This is a genomic window from Avibacterium volantium, assembly GCF_900635775.1.
In the GTDB taxonomy this organism is placed as follows: domain Bacteria; phylum Pseudomonadota; class Gammaproteobacteria; order Enterobacterales; family Pasteurellaceae; genus Avibacterium; species Avibacterium volantium.
Genome location: NZ_LR134167.1, coordinates 325,736 through 341,531, shown reverse-complemented (window position 1 = coordinate 341,531; position 15,796 = coordinate 325,736). Strand labels below are relative to the sequence as shown.

Genomic DNA, 15,796 nt, shown 5'->3' with positions numbered 1-15,796 from the left:
ACGATTGCATTATACCCAAAATAATCGGCATAAATCGATCTATTTTCAAACAAAGTACGGTTATTTTTCGTTAGATAATTTAAGTGGTTGGCTGTTTTTTGCGCTGAGCGATTTATGCTCTTGGATTATATGCAGGAATGCCTGTCCGAAGCGCTCTAATTTGGTTGCGCCCACGCCATTGATTTGTAGCATTTCACGCTTGCTGGTGGGTTGATATTGTGCCATTTCTTGCAAAGTGGCATCGTTGAACACAATATAAGGGGGGATATTTTCTTTGTCGGCAATTTGTTTGCGTAAGAAACGCAGGCGAGCAAAGAGATCTTTGTCGTAATTTTGCACCGCACTTTTTTGTGCGCTTTGTGCGGTCATAATGGAAGAAACCCTTGGCATTGCCAGCTCTAAGGGCTGTTCACCACGCAAAATTGGGCGCGCATTTTCCGTCAGCTGTAACACCGAATGAAATTGATTCATCACTTGTTGCACCAACCCAAGATGAATCAGCTGGCGGATCACCGATTGCCAATATTCTTTGCTTTTGTCTTTGCCAATGCCGTACACGCTGAGCTGATCGTGCTGGTTATCTTTAATTTTTTGATTTTGCATTCCGCGCAGCACGCCGATCACATAATGCACGCCGAACATTTGTCCCACACGATAAATGGTGGACATTACTTTCTGTGCGTCAATTAAGCCGTCATATTTTTTCGGCGGATCAAGGCAAATATCGCAGTTTTTGCACGGCGCTTGGCGATGTTCGCCAAAATAATTCAGCAAAACTAAACGGCGGCAAGTTTGGCTTTCGGCAAATTCGCCGATGGCTTCTAATTTATGCTGTTCAATTTGGCGCTGCGGACTTTCTGGTTTTTCCAGCAGCATTTTTTGTAGCCACGCATAATCGGCAGGCTCGTAAAACAGCACGGCTTCAGCAGGCAAGTCATCACGCCCTGCGCGCCCTGTTTCTTGGTAATAGGCCTCGATACTGCGTGGCAAATCAAAATGCGCTACAAATCGCACGTTGGATTTGTTAATGCCCATTCCAAAGGCTACGGTTGCCACCACTACTTGCACATTATCACGCTGAAACGCACGCTGCACTTGCTCGCGCTGGCTGGCTTCCATTCCTGCGTGATAGGCTTGCGCTGCCACACCTTTTTTGCGCAAACTTTCCGCCAAGCGTTCCACCTTGTTGCGACTGTTGCAATAAACGATACCACTTTTGCCCTTCTGCCCTAGCACAAATTGGCATAGCTGCTCCATTGGTTTAAATTTTTCTACCAAGGTATAGCGAATATTTGGGCGATCAAAACTGCCGATATAAATATGCGGATTATCCAGTTGCAAATGGTGCAAAATATCTTGCCTTGTGGCACTGTCTGCGGTGGCGGTGAGTGCCATTATCGGGGCATTAGGAAAACAGCGTTTCAGCCCGCCAAGTTGAGTGTATTCAGGGCGGAAATCGTGTCCCCATTGGGAAATACAATGGGCTTCGTCAATGGCGATGAAGCTCACTTGGCAATGGGAAATAAATTGGAAAAAACTGGTTGTCATCGCCTTTTCGGGCGAAATATAAAGCAATTTGAGCTGCCCTGAAATCGCCTTATTTTGTACAATTTGCTGCTGCTCAAAGGTTTGTGTGGAATTGAGATAATCCACTTCAATACCGTTAGCAAGCAGTTGATCCACTTGATCTTTCATTAAGGAAATCAGCGGTGAAATGACTAAGGTTAGCCCCGGAAAGCAAAGCGCAGGAATTTGATAGCAAAGGGATTTTCCGTTTCCCGTTGCCATAATCACAAGGCTATCTTGGTGTGAAAGGGCGGCGTTGATCACTTCTTCTTGTCCGTTGCGGAAAGATTGGTAACCAAAAACCTCGTTCAAAACCTTAAGTGCGGTGTTTTTTTCCATTATTTTTTGTGAAAAATTGGTTAAAAATACACCGCACTTTGTTTATTGATGAAATGAGCCATTAGGCGAAATGCACTTGCTCGCCGTGTACGCGACAGGCTTCTTCCAAGCATTGCCAGAATAATTTGCCATCATTGGCGATCCATTGTCCGTCTTTAAACGCAAAGTGAAAACCGCCTGCTTTGCTGGCAAGCCAGAGTTCAAGCAATGGCTCTTGCTTGTTTACCACCACTTGGCTGCGATCAGGGAAAGTGATAGTAAACACCGAACCTTGCGTGTCGCAATCCACATCGCAATCTTGCTCTTCTAATTGTTCTTCAATTTTGAGCCAAACTTGCTCAATATTTTGATGAAATTCTGTAACGTTCATAATTTTTCCATAAGCGAAATAGGTAAGGCGGAATTATAGAGAGTTTTTACCATTTATACAAAGTGCAAAATGATGTAAAAAAGAATAGATCTTTCTATAAATATCGTTATTATGCGTAAGATTTCTAAGATAACCCAAGAGAATACAAGATGAAAAAACTAATTTTAATCCTCACCTTAGGCGCGATTACCCTTGCGGCGGCTGGTTGTGGGGTAAAAGGCCCGCTTTATTTCCCTGAACAAGACAATTCACAAGCGCAACAAAAATAAGCATTAACAATAAGAAGTAAAGGACAATCCAATGGATTTTTTTCAATATCAAGATGATCAACTGATGGCGGAACAAGTACCAGTGCGTGAAATTGCCGCGCAGTTTGGCACGCCTGCTTATGTTTATTCCCGTGCGACCTTTGAACGCCACTGGCACGCTTTTGATAACGCCTTAGGCGATCATCCGCATCTCATTTGCTTCGCGGTGAAATCCAACCCGAACTTAGCCATTTTGAACATTATGGCGAAGCTAGGATCGGGCTTTGATATTGTGTCGCAAGGAGAATTAGAACGCGTCCTTGCGGCAGGTGGTGATGCGAGCAAAGTGGTGTTTTCTGGCGTAGCAAAATCGGAACAAGAAATTGAGCGTGCGTTAAACGTGGGCATTCGTTGTTTCAACGTAGAAAGCCTTGCGGAGCTTTACCGCATTAATGACGTGGCAGGGCGGTTAAATAAAATCGCGCCAATTTCTTTACGCGTGAACCCCGATGTGGACGCACACACCCACCCTTACATTTCCACAGGCTTGAAAGAAAATAAATTCGGCGTGAGTGTTGATGAAGCCCGCGAAGTCTATCGCATCGCAAGCCAGCTAGCACACATTAAAATTACCGGAATGGATTGCCATATCGGCTCACAACTCACGGAAATTCAGCCGTTCCTTGATGCCACAGATCGTTTGATCGTGCTAATGCAGCAGCTTGCACAAGATGGCATTGAATTAGAACATTTAGACTTGGGCGGCGGCTTAGGTGTAACCTACAAAGACGAAGAAGCCCCTCACCCAAGTGAATATGCAAAAGCGTTATTAGCTAAATTAAAAGATTATCCAAACTTGGAAATTATTCTTGAACCAGGGCGTGCGATCACCGCCAATGCAGGGATTTTGCTCACCAAAGTAGAATACCTAAAAAGCAATGAAAGCCGTAATTTCGCCATTGTAGATACGGGAATGAACGATATGATTCGCCCTGCGTTGTATCAAGCTTATATGAAGATTATCGAAGTGGATCGCAGCCTACCGCGTGAAACAAAAGTTTATGATGTGGTCGGCCCGATTTGCGAAACCTCTGATTTCTTAGGCAAACAGCGTGAACTGGCAATTGCCCAAGGGGATCTCATCGCCCAGCGTTCTGCTGGTGCTTATGGTGCCAGTATGGCTTCTACCTATAATTCCCGCCCAAGAGCCATTGAAGTGATGGTGGACGGCGATCAAACACACCTCATCAAACGCCGCGAAACCTACCCTGAATTATGGCAGCTAGAGGCAATGTTGCCATAGTGTGATTAGAAAACACAGCACTTTTATTCTTTAAAACAGGTTTTGGATAGATGATTTTTGATAAGGCGGAATTATTAATCTAACCTCAGGGGCGTGTCGCATACGCCCCTTGTATTTTACTCTTGATCTTTACGCCAAAAACCGCCCAATAACTTGTCCGCCAACTAAAATCCACGCCATTAGCATTGAAGTAAAGAACACGCCAAGATAAATGTACCCTGTTTTGAGATAACACCAATGGTTGATAATAATGAATACAATAAATTGTGGAATGATTACGGCGAGCATCATCATCCAACGTCCACCAAATTGCGGTAAGCCAACCAAGTCAAAGCCCGGTCCAATTTGCATAAAATCAGGAATGAAGTGGAATAACCATAAAATAAATAGACCGCTGACGGCAAAAATAACGGTTTTTATCGACCAACGCATTAATGTGGCAGAAAATGTTTTCTGTAATGGTTGTTTCATTTGCACGCCAATGATTAATCCATTGAAAGCAAAGAAAAAGAGCAAAATTGGTAACCAATAAACGATAAATAGTTCCGCTCTTTCAAGGGTGAGTGGTTTTAAAAGTGGCCATAGAAAACGCAATTCTACGCCTAACCAAGTGTGTACAAGGCAAGTTAAAATATAAAGGTAACCTACGGCAATGGTGCTTAACAATAACGAGCGTAGCACCAATGATTTCAAACCGATACTTGCGTGATTAAGCACGCCAAATTCTTGTAATGAAACGATTGGATTAGCTTTTTTCCATAATACAAAAAAGAGCAAATTTATTACCGCACTGACTAAAAGCCAGCTAATAATACCATTTCCCATTTCAAGGGGCATAAACTCAAGTGTTGCAGCAATAGGTTCATTGGCACCGCCCCATTGAGTAAAAATAGGATAAAGTAACATTGTGAGTACAATATTAATGCCAGCAAAGATCCACCATTTTCTAGTAGATAGCGTAGTTTTCTCAGAAATTTGCTGAGTGATTGCAGAAAAATACGGACGTTTTAATAATCCATTTATTAAAAATAGCGCAGAAAGAATGGCACTAAACAATGCGATCAAGCCTGAGAACTCTTTGTACCAATAGGTTTGATCATCAGGATCAACCCAATCTTGATCTTTTACCCCATTTTGTAAGGCTTGGTTAAACCATAGGATTGCTTCTTTATTACTTTGTTCAGCAATCATTACACCAAGATGCGTGCCATCAACCAATGCAGCACGTCTTGCAGTTCCTTTATCAAAAGAACCATAAGTCTGATCCCATTGCAAGGTTGCATTTTCAGGCAAAGAAAAGGCTTTTAAACGTGCGGGGTGATTGACAAGATCTTTGACGGGAAATGTTTTCTCACGGTAGCCACCAATTTCTTCATATAAACCTTGTGTAAGCAAATAATTATGTAACTCTGAATCGCCGCCATTACTACTTAACCCGTTTACGGCTTTATGATCAGGGTTTAATTTTGCGACACGAATCGCATTTAATGCGCCTGTCGAATGTCCAAAAATACCAAGTCGATCTTTATCAACAAAGGGTAAGGTTTTCAAATATTGATAGCCGTTATTCGCCCCGCTGATGGTTTTGTTGGCAGCGGGTAATTTGGTGGAATAACCGTGTCCAAAATGATCGATGGCGAGTACAACAAATCCACGTTTGGCTAACTCTAACACCCCGAAGGTATTGGTGGCTTCCTTATCACTCTGATAACCGTGTAAAGCTAATAATGCCGGTTTTGGTGTTTGAGCAGTAGCAGATATGGGACGATACAGTTTTGCGACCATCGGTTGTTTTTCTTCTGTGGGAATCGTGATTGTTTGTACATCAATACGCCCAAAATCACGCTCAATTTGAAAGCCTACATAAGAAGCCAATAGGGTAATGGCAAGAAATATCAAAGCAATGATATAACTGGTTTTTGCGTTCATTTTGTTTTCTCCTCGTTAGTGGTGCGGCGTTGGTGTAGCAGCCATTGAATGACTTCGGGGCTGTTAAACACTGCGTCCCAAGTGTTGTGTGGGTTGGCGTTTACGATGCCGTTATCGCCCGCTTGTTGCATGGTAAATTCGGTGTAGTGGACGTTTTTCGCATTGAGCTGGTCGTGCAAAATGGCGTAGTTAATCCTTGAGCCACGCACGGGGGAAACTTTGTCTTCTTTGCTATGAAAAAACCAAATATTTTCATTTTTGAGCATTGATAGATTGGCAATATTTGCATTGCCATCTATCCATTCTAATGTGTTCGCTTCTCGTCCACTCATTAATAAAGCCCCAGCAAAAAAGTGCGGTCGTTTCTGTAGCAGTTTTAATGCTCCTTCTGCACCACGCGATAGCCCAATTAAATAAATTCGTGAGGGATCAATTTGCGGTTCATTTTTTAAGGTGTGATCAATCATTTTAAGAACTAGATCAAGACGATTATCGGTTTGCCAATGAATACCATCTTGTGGTGCAAAAGGATCAAATACCGTTTGATATTGTGGTGCAAGTACAAATCCTGCTTCATAAGTTAAGGTTGCAATCGCCCCTTTGCTAGACAATAAATGTGCAAGATTGTCTTTCCCAACTTGCCCTGAACCGTGTAAGAATAGGGTGAGTGGATAAGTTTGATTGGCGTTAAGTTGTGGGCGATAAAAGCGATAAGCTAATTGGTTTTCAGCAGGATTTCCTTTTACCGTTTTGGCAATAAATTCATCTAGATAAGGGGTATGAATCGTTTTTTGCGTGGCTGATTTAATACTTGTTTTATCTAAGGTTTTGCCATTCGTTAATTTAAGCAAGCCTGTTTGTTCAACCTGATAAATTAATCGATCATTGTAATATTGAGGCACTTTTGCACGTTGAATTTTTTCTACTAAAACAATCTCGCCATTTTTATCTTTTGCCTTAAATGTCATGGGCTGCGTATTTTCTTCACGCAAATTATAAGGAATGGCGTTTTTATCTTGCGTATCTAACTCAATGATGACAAATTTCCCTGCATTTGATTGATGAGATTTTTGTGCTTGATTATTCACATAGGCTTTTAAAACAGTTCGAGAAATCGGTGCTTGTTGATCTAATTGAGTTTGCACTTGATACAGCTGGCGTAAGTTTGATCCCGATAAAATATTGTCCTCATACTCTAAAGCAATACCGCTAATTTTTTGTCCTTGCTCGGTAATTTCGCCAATCAACGTCATCTTTATGGGGCTATTTGCTGCTTGTGGCTGATCATTGGCATTGGCGATATTGAGCAAGCATAAAAAACTACATAATAAAAGACCGCACTTTTTCATATTTCCTCCATTAGAAAAATTCCGTGTATTGAAAACAACACACGGAATTTATTTAAGGTTAAAGTTGTTTATTTTGTCGGTTTACATAAAGTAAGATTCCGCCAAGCACACCTAAAGGTAAAATTAAGTCAAATAACGAACCATCATTACCCCAAATTAGGTTAGCGAAAATCACCATAGAACCGCCAATTGCCCAAGCGATCGTGGTTGGAACAGACCAAACAATCATTTGTTTTTTCACATCGCTAATGCCCATCATACGGTTTACTACCCAGAATAAACTGTCATTGAAGTAACCGAAGAAAAGTGATCCCATTGTGGCAGCTTGAGCGGCAAGTAACATATTTACCCCTGGGATTTGCGCTAAAATAGGGGCAGAAATGGATGCTGCTGTAATCATCGCAACCGTGCCAGAACCTTGAATAAAGCGAACAAGGGTAGAAACGATAAATGGAATTAAAATTGGTGAAATGGGTAAAGATGCCACTTGTTTAGCAAGTTCTGCCCCCGCACCGCTTTCACGCAATACCGCACCTAATGCACCACCTGCACCGGTTACTAATAAAATAATACCTGCAGTTTTCACCCCTTCTTCTAAATGAAGTGCGGTGGTATTTCTGTCCACTTTTGGCAATAACGCATAAACAGAAATCAACACACTCATCGCTAAAGCAATGATTGGATGACCAAGGAAAATAAAGGCTTGATAAACCACGTTGTGGGATAAATCTGGATTTCCTTTCGCGATTAAATCTAAAATCGCTTTGATAAAAATTAACACAATTGGTAATAAAATTGGCAGCAAAGAAAGCCCTAAACTTGGTAGATTTTTCTTTTCGCGACTTTCAATGTAATCATCATATTTTTGTTTCAATTCTTCTTGAGTGAAGACTTGTTGATTAAAGTCAGGGTATTTTTTATCGAGCCATTTTGCATAGAGAACAATACCAATCACAGGAAAGGCTGCCATCGACATTCCTACTAATAACATCGCACCAATATCTACGTTAAATAATCCCGCAACCCCTAATGGCCCCGGTGTTGGCGGCACGGTATGGTGTGTAACGACTAAACCACCCGCAAGTGCAACGCCAAGTGTTAATAGCGAGCGTTTACCATTTTTTGCAAGTGCTTTGGCAACGGGATACAAAATCACAAAGGCGGAATCCACAAAAATCGGGATACTGACGATATAGCCCGTAATGGCTAATGCCCATTCTTCCTTTTTCTTGCCGAGCATTTTGATAAAGCTGTATGCCATTTTTTCTGCCGCACCTGAGACCTCTAAAATGCTCCCCATCATCACGCCCAGCCCGATCACAATCCCGATTCCGCCAAGCGTACCACCAAAGCCTTTGGAGATTGCCCCGAGCGTTTCTGTGGCGTTCATTCCGCCAATAAGCCCTGCGATCGAAGCGGCAATCAGCATCGCAATAAAGGCGTGAACACGCGTCTTCAAAACTAAATAAACCAGTACAAAAACAGCAATGATTAAGCCAATAATTGGCGTAGGTAAACCAAACATATTGCCCCCTTACATATCATATTGAATAAATTGTTGAATCACGGATTTAAAATCTTCATCTGCTTTAAAACCCAATGCTAAAGCTTTATGGTTATCAATTTGTGCAGGCCAACTAGCGACAATGTCATTGATTTGCGGATCGAATTGGAATTTGACGTGCTGTAAAATGTCGCGTCCTTTTATTTCTGCAAGATCGGCTAACATTTCTTTCACTGAAACGCTAAATCCTGGCAAATTCACAATATGCCAACTACGCGCTGGTAATTTGGCTAATTGCAAGCAATGAATGAAGTTGTTTACTACGGTATTTGGGCTAGAAAGCCATAAACCGAGATCTTCTGATACAGGGCAAATACTGTCTTCACCGTGTAAAGGTTCACGCATAATGCTACTTACAAATGAAGATGCTGCTTTATTCGGCTTACCTGGGCGAATACAAATGGTTGGTAAACGTACCACCAAACCATCAACAAAGCCTTTACGGCTGTAATCATTAATCAACAGCTCACACATTGCTTTTTGTGAACCATAAGTAGATTGTGGTGTTACCGCTGTGCTGTCTGTAATCACAGGGGGGAGCTCACCGCCAAACACCGCTAAAGAACTGGAGAAAACAAAGCGAATATTCGGATTGGTTCTGCGACAGGCTTCTAATAAATGGTGGGTGGCAAGAAAGTTAATTTCGTAACCTAAATCAGGATCTTGTTCTGCGTGACTACTCACAATCGCGGCTAAATGAAAAAGTGCGGTGGTTTTTTCTGTAATAATTTTCTCTAATCCTTGCGGATTGCGTAAATCCATTTCTACGCAACGCACCCTTGGATCATTGTTTGGCGCAACGGGTTTTACCACATCAATCAGCACGAGTTCTTCAATCGGAAGTGCGGTCTGTTTGAGTAATGTTTTTGCTAAACGTTGTCCAAGAAATCCTTGTCCACCTGTGATGACAATATTCATTATGATCTCCTTTTCGATGAGAAGTGGATAAATGTAAAATGAAGTTTATGAATTAAGATACAAATAAAGCTCGATATAACAATGCAGCTAAATAAGCCCCAATAATTGGCCCAACAATAGGTACCCAAGCATATTCAAAGCGAGAGTGGCCTTTATTTTTAATTGGCATAATGTGATGGACTAATCGCGGCATAAAATCTCGAGCGGGATTAATGGCATAGCCAGTTAATCCACCAAAAGACATCACCCCACCAGCAACAGCGGCAAAGACAAAAAACATCGCCATACCATTAGCAGGAATTTGATGCCCTAATGCGAATAAAATGAACAGCAAAGAGAAAGTGGCAACAGTTTCAGAAAGACAGTTACGCCAGTTGTTTTGATTAGATGCAATGGTTGCGAAAACACCTAATTTACTATTTTGGTTATCTTCTTCATCTAAATGATCTTTGAATAATAGCCAAATTATTAGCGCACCAATAAATGCACCGATTAACTGTGCAATAATATATCCAGCAACTAAATGAGCGGGAAAACGCCCAACAGCCCAAAAACCAATTGTTACCGCAGGATTAACATGAGCGCCCGTGAGTGGGCCGAAAATAACTGCAATAGAAACCATTGCAAGCCCCCAACCACAAGCAGCGACAATACCGCCACTACCATACATTCCAGATTTTTTTAAGGAAATATTGGCACACACGCCCAATCCTAATACCATAAAAAAGGCTGTACCGACCAATTCTCCAAGGTAAAGGTTAAGATTTTCCATAACCATCTCCTTTTGCTAAAAAAATAGATGCACATTTCAGCGCACCTATTCACAGATTATTCAAGCTCAACAATGCAAGTTACTTGGCTAGAATCTAACCCTACAATACGCAATGGCGCGTTGAAAAATTGCACAATATTGGCATTGCGCGGTAATTCTGCGAGATGCATATCTTCAATAACAGTAGTAAAACGACCTGTGTGATAACCTAAAATAGCTTGATGACAATGTTTTGGATTTTCACTGTCTGGTACGCGTGATGATGGAGAGCCTAAAGCAAGGAAATCAATGCCAACCCCTTTTAAATTTGGAAAGTTATCTGAGAGATATTTTCCTGCACTGGTCGCAATATAAGGACCTTCATTTTGGTAAAGTGCGGGGTTTTCTGTACGATATTTTTCAAAACCTGTGCGTAAAAAGGCAAAAGACACTTGCGATAAAATCTCAGCGTAAGGCATTAAATCTTCTTTCGTGATCCCTTCTGCTTCTCCTTTTGGTATTTCAATGAGAGCCACTTTTTTATGGCAAAAATAATCTATTGGTAGTTCATTAATACTCAATCCATCTTTGACAAAATGGCGTGGTGCATCCATATGGGTGCCACAATGATTGGGTATTTCACTAATAAAACTACTAAATGGGCAATCTTCAGTAACATCCGTGCATCTGGTTACTTTCACAACAGGTTCACCGGGCCAAGCAACGTCTTTCGGATCTAAAGGGTGAGATAGAAACATAAACATAATGATTCTCCTTGTTCATCAACGTGGATAAGGGCTTGCTAGAAATTTACCCTAGCAAGCAATGTACTATGCCTTTTTGTAAGGCTCGAACCAATCTAATCCTTCTTCGGTTTTCGCTCTTGGTTTGTATTCACAACCAACATAACCCTCATAACCCATCTCATCTAATTTATTGAAAATATATTGATAGTTAATTTCCCCTTCATCGGGTTCGTGGCGATCAGGAACGGAAGCTATTTGGATATGAGCAAATTTGCCAGCAAGTTTGTCCGTTAAGCAGGATAAATTGCCATCAACATTTTGTGCATGGAAATAATCTAACTGTACAAACACGTTATCACGATCAACTAACTCAACGATTTCTAACGTATCGTATTGGCTTTTAAGCAAATAATTCGGTTTCACTTCAGGGCTAAGGGCTTCAAGTAATACCTTGATGCCGTGAGGTTTAAATTTTTCTGCGGCATAACGGACATTTTCAATAAATGTCGCTTTGTAAGCCTCACGATCCGCCCCTTCAGGCACAACTGCCGCCATCACGTGAACATTTGGGCAATTTAGGGCAAGGGCATATTCCAACGCTAAATCAATATCACGGCGAGCATCGGCTTCCCGTCCGGGAATAGCGGCAACGCCCCATTCCCCTTGACTCACATCGCCTGCTGGGGTGTTAAATAGCACTTGTTTCAAGCCGAACTGATCTAACCGCTGTTTTAAGGTTTCGGCAGGATAATCATAGGGCCACAGGTATTCGACATAACGAAAGCCCGCCTCTGCTGCTGCGGCAAAGCGATCTAAAAACGGCACTTCGTTAAACATCATTGTGAGATTAGCTGCAAATTTTGGCATAATTATTTCCCCCTGTTTTCTAAATCTTTCACTTCCGCATCAGTGAGATAACGGATATTTTGTTCTTTTAAGATAAAGAACAGTTTGGCGGTTTCTTCTAATTCTTCTGTGTTATCCACAGCATCAACCAAGCTTGTTCCTGTAACCACCACGCCGTGATTTGCCAATAAAAAGGCGTTGCCCGATAAGGCACGTTCCCCTAATTCGCGTGCAATATTGACATCACCGGGGCGGTAGTACGGAATGACGGGCAATTTCCCCACACGCATCACATAGTAAGGGGTAAAGGCGCGTATGGCGTTGTCGGGGTCTAGCCCTTGCAAGCAAGAAAGTGCGGTTAAATAAGTAGAATGAAGATGAACCACCGCATTGCATTGCGGATTGTTCTGATATAACGTCAAATGAAAAACATATTCTTTAGAAGGCTTATCGCCTGCAAGCCAGTTGCCTTGCATATCCACTACAGATAATTTTTCTACTACAAGCCGTCCTAAAGATGAACCTGTTGGCGTCACTAAAATCCGATTTTCATCTAAACGAACAGATAAATTTCCCGCTCCACCAACGCTATAACCACGTTCATAAAATGAGCGAGCAAGGTTCACCATTTCAATTTTTTGTTCTAGTTCTGTCATACAGCCATTCCTTGTGCAAACTCAAAGAAATCTACTTTGCCGAAATTGCCCGATTTCAAGGCAAGATAAATCGGTTCTTCCACCGCTTTTAACCAAGGCACACCTGGCGCAATTTGTTTACCAATATGGAAACCGCTAAAACCAAGTTGCTGTACCACAATGCTAGATGTTTCACCACCAGCCGTAATGAAATTGGTTACGCCTGCGTTTTTCAATTTTTCCGCCAAACGCGCAAAGGTTTGTTCAATAGCCTGACTGGCGCGTTCTGCACCAAATTCATTTTGAATAGCTTTAAGTTTTTCAGGGGGAACGGTGGCATAAATCATTGGTGCTAATGGTGAATCTAAATTTTCCATCGTCCATTGATATAGCTTGTCCGCATAATCAGGATGATTAATGGCTTGTTCTACATCAAGGAATAAGTGCGGTGCTTTTTTCTGATAATTTTCTACTTGTTGATTAGTCATTACCGAACAAGAGCCTGACAACACGACAGTTTTTCCTTTTGTTGGGGTAAACGCATTGTCTCCTTTTTTACCTCCACTTAAACGCGCAGCCATATAAGCTGCAAGTCCAGAACCGCCTGTTACCAATTTGAAATCAGCCACAGCATCAGCTAAAACCGCAAGCTGTTGGTTATCAACGGCATCCACCACGGCATAACGGCAGCCTTGTTGTTTTAATGCTGCGAAACGCGCCTTAACTTGTTCACTACCCTGAATGATGTCAGCATAAGCGACTAAGCCCGTTTTTCCTTCTGCTTGAGAATCCATTAAACGGAGCAAATTGGCATCTTTCATTGGCGTAATTGGGTGGTTGCGCATTCCAGATTCATTAAGTAGCACATCGCCCACAAACAAATAGCCATTAAAAATCGTTCTACCATTAATCGGTAATGCCGGCGTGATCACCGTGAAATCATCATTTAACGCCTTTAATAACGCATCTGTAACAGGCCCAATATTGCCTTTTTCTGTGCTATCAAAGGTGGAACAATATTTAAAATAAAACTGTGAACAGCCATTTTGCTTTAACCAATCTAACGCTTGTAAAGATTGTTGAATCGCTTCATTCGCTGGATTTGAACGGGATTTCAAACTAATGACAATGGCATCAACGCTATCTTGCAAAGGCTGTGTTGGTACACCATTCATTTGAACGGTGCGAAGCCCATTTTCTACAAGGAAACTGGCAATATCACTTGCACCAGTAAAATCATCTGCAATTACACCTAACATCTTAATTTCCCTCCTTTTTGGGTAACTCGATACCACTAAAAATTTTAATCACTGCGCTGTCATCTTCTTTTCCATAGCCTGCATTGCTTGCTTCTGTAAACATTGAATAAGCCGTGCTTGCCAAGTGCAGTGGGAAATGGAGCGATTTTGCCGTGTCATTCACTAAGCCTAAATCTTTAACAAAAATATCAACCATTGAAAGTGGTGTGTAATCCCCTTCGACAACGTGTTTCATTCGGTTTTCAAACATCCAAGAATTACCTGCCGCATTGGTCACAACGTCATACATCAAATCAAGCGGAATACCTGCTTTAGCCGCTAAAGCCATTGCTTCAGCACCTGCGGCAATATGTACACCAGCCAAGAGTTGGTGAATGATTTTCACGGTTGCGCCTAAACCAATTTCTTCACCGATGTTATAAACCTTACCTGCAACGGCAGTTAATACAGGCTGTAATTTCTCAAAAGCTTGTTTTGAACCTGATGCCATTACTGTCATTTCTCCTGCCGCAGCTTTTGCAGCGCCACCAGAAACAGGCGCATCTAACATAAGTAAACCTAACTCTGTTAATTTTTGTGAAATTTCTTTCGCATCTTGTGCAGAAATTGTAGAAGAAACCATTACTGCTGTATCTGGTTTTAAGTGCTGTGCTAAACCATTTTCGCCAAACAACACCGCCTTAACTTGCGCGGCATTGACTACCAATAACACCACAGCATCTAATTCTTGTGCAAAATCTACCGCACTTTTTCCAACGGCTTTTGCCCCATGATCTTTTAAGGTTTGTAGTACGACTGGATTGAGATCAACGCCATAGGTATCCAAGCCAGCATTTACGCAAGATTTTGCAGCGCCCATACCCATTGCGCCCAAACCAATAACGGCAACTGAATAATTTTTCATACCCATTCTCCTTTGTAACAATGATTAAGATGTAACTCATTTTATCTATTTTGAAATAAAAAACTGCGATAAAGATCACAATATTTAACATTTATTGTTAAATATTGTTAATTTTTGAAAAGTTTTTTGGAGGAATGGTGTTAGATTGGATATTTTGTTCAAAAAAATAAGCATAAAATAACAGGTTAATGCGGTATAAGGCAGTATTATTTTAAAATCAACGCGTTATAATGAGAGAAATTAATCCTTTCGGAGTATAAAATGATCCCAGCAGAGCGACAAAAGCAATTACTGAACCTTATCCGCCAGCACCACATCATTAGTATTACGCAGTTGGTGGAGTTATTGGGCGTATCGCATATGACCGTTCGCCGCGATATTCAAAAATTGGAGCAAGAAGGGCTGGTGGTATCTGTGTCTGGCGGGGTGAAATTGTTGGAACATTTATCCGATGAACTAACGCATAATGCAAAATCCTTGCTTTCCACCTTGCAAAAAGAAAAGATCGGGGCGTTCGCAGCACAATCCATTCCCCAAAACACCACAATCTATTTAGATGCAGGCACAACCACACTTGAAATCGCCCATCGAATTGTAGATAGAGAAGATCTCTTGGTGGTAACCAATGATTTTATTATCGCAGATTTTCTAATGAAAAACGGACAATGCCGCCTTATTCATTGCGGCGGAACGGTGAACAAAGCCAATTATTCTTCCGTTGGCGAACTAGCCGCCCAACTCTTAAGACAGCTTTCGATTGATATTGCCTTTATCTCAACGTCATCGTGGAATTTAAAAGGGCTCACCACCCCCGATGAAAGCAAGCTGCCTGTCAAACGGGCGATTTTACAATCGAGCCAAAAAAAGGTTCTGGTTTCTGATTCCTCGAAATACGGCAAAAGTGCCACTTTTCATATTTGTGCCTTGGAACAATTCGATAGCATTATTTGCGATAAAGATTTATTGGATAATGCCCAAACCGCCATTCGGGAAAGGAAGATTGAGTTGATTCTAGGTTAGTTGTTAGGCTATGCAAAGTGATACGAGGTAGGAGAAATAACTTTAGTTA

General features: G+C 41.6%; 15 protein-coding genes. 3 read left to right on the top strand and 12 right to left on the bottom strand.

The genetic code is table 11. The features are described 5' to 3' along the window. Positions 1–60: 60 nt before the first annotated feature. Entirely contained in the window at positions 61–1,905 is a 1,845-nt protein-coding gene (gene recQ, locus ELZ61_RS01705) for a DNA helicase RecQ (protein WP_110479589.1), read from the bottom strand. 61 nt (positions 1,906–1,966) lie between these two features. Continuing rightward, on the bottom strand, positions 1,967–2,275 hold the full coding sequence (gene cyaY / locus ELZ61_RS01700; RefSeq protein WP_103854294.1) for an iron donor protein CyaY: 309 nt from the start codon (positions 2,273–2,275) through the stop codon (positions 1,967–1,969). Between the two features lie 149 nt (positions 2,276–2,424). On the opposite strand from cyaY, the gene lptM reads away from it, so the two are divergent. Together lptM and lysA are read left to right on the top strand one after the other, a co-directional pair. Further along, complete coding sequence (gene lptM / locus ELZ61_RS10755) at positions 2,425–2,544, top strand: LPS translocon maturation chaperone LptM (protein WP_115248547.1); 120 nt, start codon at positions 2,425–2,427, stop codon at positions 2,542–2,544. Between the two features lie 31 nt (positions 2,545–2,575). After that, positions 2,576–3,826 carry a diaminopimelate decarboxylase gene (gene lysA / locus ELZ61_RS01690; protein ID WP_126371002.1) on the top strand — a complete coding sequence of 417 codons (1,251 nt, stop codon included), beginning with the start codon at positions 2,576–2,578 and terminating at the stop codon, positions 3,824–3,826. A 129-nt stretch (positions 3,827–3,955) separates the two neighbouring features. Here lysA and ELZ61_RS01685 read toward each other — a convergent pair whose 3' ends face one another. The 10 genes from ELZ61_RS01685 to ltnD form a co-directional block, all read right to left on the bottom strand. Then, positions 3,956–5,755, bottom strand: coding sequence for an alpha/beta hydrolase (locus tag ELZ61_RS01685; protein ID WP_126371000.1), 1,800 nt, complete (start codon positions 5,753–5,755; stop codon positions 3,956–3,958). Then, positions 5,752–7,104 (bottom strand): carboxylesterase family protein, encoded by a 1,353-nt coding sequence (locus tag ELZ61_RS01680; protein ID WP_126370997.1) that lies wholly within the window; start codon positions 7,102–7,104, stop codon positions 5,752–5,754. Before ELZ61_RS01680 ends, ELZ61_RS01685 begins: the two co-directional genes overlap by 4 nt. A 58-nt stretch (positions 7,105–7,162) precedes the next feature. Further along, the gene (locus ELZ61_RS01675) at positions 7,163–8,629 is read right to left on the bottom strand and encodes a GntT/GntP/DsdX family permease (protein ID WP_126370995.1); all 1,467 of its coding nucleotides are present in this window, start codon (positions 8,627–8,629) and stop codon (positions 7,163–7,165) included. A gap of 9 nt (positions 8,630–8,638) precedes the next feature. After that, the gene (denD, locus tag ELZ61_RS01670; RefSeq protein WP_126370993.1) at positions 8,639–9,586 is read right to left on the bottom strand and encodes a D-erythronate dehydrogenase; all 948 of its coding nucleotides are present in this window, start codon (positions 9,584–9,586) and stop codon (positions 8,639–8,641) included. Between the two features lie 52 nt (positions 9,587–9,638). After that, a complete protein-coding gene (locus ELZ61_RS01665; RefSeq protein WP_126370991.1) occupies positions 9,639–10,358 on the bottom strand; it encodes an MIP/aquaporin family protein in 720 nt (239 codons plus the stop codon). Between the two features lie 56 nt (positions 10,359–10,414). Next, positions 10,415–11,101 carry a cyclase family protein gene (locus ELZ61_RS01660; RefSeq protein WP_115248746.1) on the bottom strand — a complete coding sequence of 229 codons (687 nt, stop codon included), beginning with the start codon at positions 11,099–11,101 and terminating at the stop codon, positions 10,415–10,417. Positions 11,102–11,167: 66 nt separating this feature from the next. Beyond that, complete coding sequence (gene otnI / locus ELZ61_RS01655) at positions 11,168–11,950, bottom strand: 2-oxo-tetronate isomerase (RefSeq protein ID WP_126370989.1); 783 nt, start codon at positions 11,948–11,950, stop codon at positions 11,168–11,170. A 2-nt stretch (positions 11,951–11,952) separates the two neighbouring features. Continuing rightward, positions 11,953–12,585 (bottom strand): 3-oxo-tetronate 4-phosphate decarboxylase, encoded by a 633-nt coding sequence (gene otnC / locus ELZ61_RS01650; protein ID WP_126370987.1) that lies wholly within the window; start codon positions 12,583–12,585, stop codon positions 11,953–11,955. Continuing rightward, positions 12,582–13,823: a 3-oxo-tetronate kinase gene (gene otnK, locus ELZ61_RS01645; protein ID WP_126370985.1), complete on the bottom strand. Its 1,242-nt coding sequence runs from the start codon at positions 13,821–13,823 to the stop codon at positions 12,582–12,584. Before otnK ends, otnC begins: the two co-directional genes overlap by 4 nt. Before the next feature lies 1 nt (position 13,824). Continuing rightward, positions 13,825–14,733, bottom strand: a complete 909-nt coding sequence (ltnD, locus tag ELZ61_RS01640; RefSeq protein ID WP_126370983.1) for an L-threonate dehydrogenase — start codon at positions 14,731–14,733, stop codon at positions 13,825–13,827. A 255-nt stretch (positions 14,734–14,988) separates the two neighbouring features. On the opposite strand from ltnD, the gene ELZ61_RS01635 reads away from it, so the two are divergent. Then, positions 14,989–15,747: a DeoR/GlpR family DNA-binding transcription regulator gene (locus ELZ61_RS01635; protein WP_126370981.1), complete on the top strand. Its 759-nt coding sequence runs from the start codon at positions 14,989–14,991 to the stop codon at positions 15,745–15,747. The last annotated feature ends 49 nt before the right edge of the window (positions 15,748–15,796 follow it).

What these genes read in the sequence shown, in the direction of transcription:
- recQ (WP_110479589.1), bottom strand. Translation starts at nt 1,905, where the DNA reads ATGGAAAAAAACACCGCACTTAAGGTTTTGAACGAGGTTTTTGGTTAC.
- cyaY (WP_103854294.1), bottom strand. Translation starts at nt 2,275, where the DNA reads ATGAACGTTACAGAATTTCATCAAAATATTGAGCAAGTTTGGCTCAAA.
- lptM (WP_115248547.1), top strand. Translation starts at nt 2,425, where the DNA reads ATGAAAAAACTAATTTTAATCCTCACCTTAGGCGCGATTACCCTTGCG.
- lysA (WP_126371002.1), top strand. Translation starts at nt 2,576, where the DNA reads ATGGATTTTTTTCAATATCAAGATGATCAACTGATGGCGGAACAAGTA.
- ELZ61_RS01685 (WP_126371000.1), bottom strand. Translation starts at nt 5,755, where the DNA reads ATGAACGCAAAAACCAGTTATATCATTGCTTTGATATTTCTTGCCATT.
- ELZ61_RS01680 (WP_126370997.1), bottom strand. Translation starts at nt 7,104, where the DNA reads ATGAAAAAGTGCGGTCTTTTATTATGTAGTTTTTTATGCTTGCTCAAT.
- ELZ61_RS01675 (WP_126370995.1), bottom strand. Translation starts at nt 8,629, where the DNA reads ATGTTTGGTTTACCTACGCCAATTATTGGCTTAATCATTGCTGTTTTT.
- denD (WP_126370993.1), bottom strand. Translation starts at nt 9,586, where the DNA reads ATGAATATTGTCATCACAGGTGGACAAGGATTTCTTGGACAACGTTTA.
- ELZ61_RS01665 (WP_126370991.1), bottom strand. Translation starts at nt 10,358, where the DNA reads ATGGAAAATCTTAACCTTTACCTTGGAGAATTGGTCGGTACAGCCTTT.
- ELZ61_RS01660 (WP_115248746.1), bottom strand. Translation starts at nt 11,101, where the DNA reads ATGTTTATGTTTCTATCTCACCCTTTAGATCCGAAAGACGTTGCTTGG.
- otnI (WP_126370989.1), bottom strand. Translation starts at nt 11,950, where the DNA reads ATGCCAAAATTTGCAGCTAATCTCACAATGATGTTTAACGAAGTGCCG.
- otnC (WP_126370987.1), bottom strand. Translation starts at nt 12,585, where the DNA reads ATGACAGAACTAGAACAAAAAATTGAAATGGTGAACCTTGCTCGCTCA.
- otnK (WP_126370985.1), bottom strand. Translation starts at nt 13,823, where the DNA reads ATGTTAGGTGTAATTGCAGATGATTTTACTGGTGCAAGTGATATTGCC.
- ltnD (WP_126370983.1), bottom strand. Translation starts at nt 14,733, where the DNA reads ATGGGTATGAAAAATTATTCAGTTGCCGTTATTGGTTTGGGCGCAATG.
- ELZ61_RS01635 (WP_126370981.1), top strand. Translation starts at nt 14,989, where the DNA reads ATGATCCCAGCAGAGCGACAAAAGCAATTACTGAACCTTATCCGCCAG.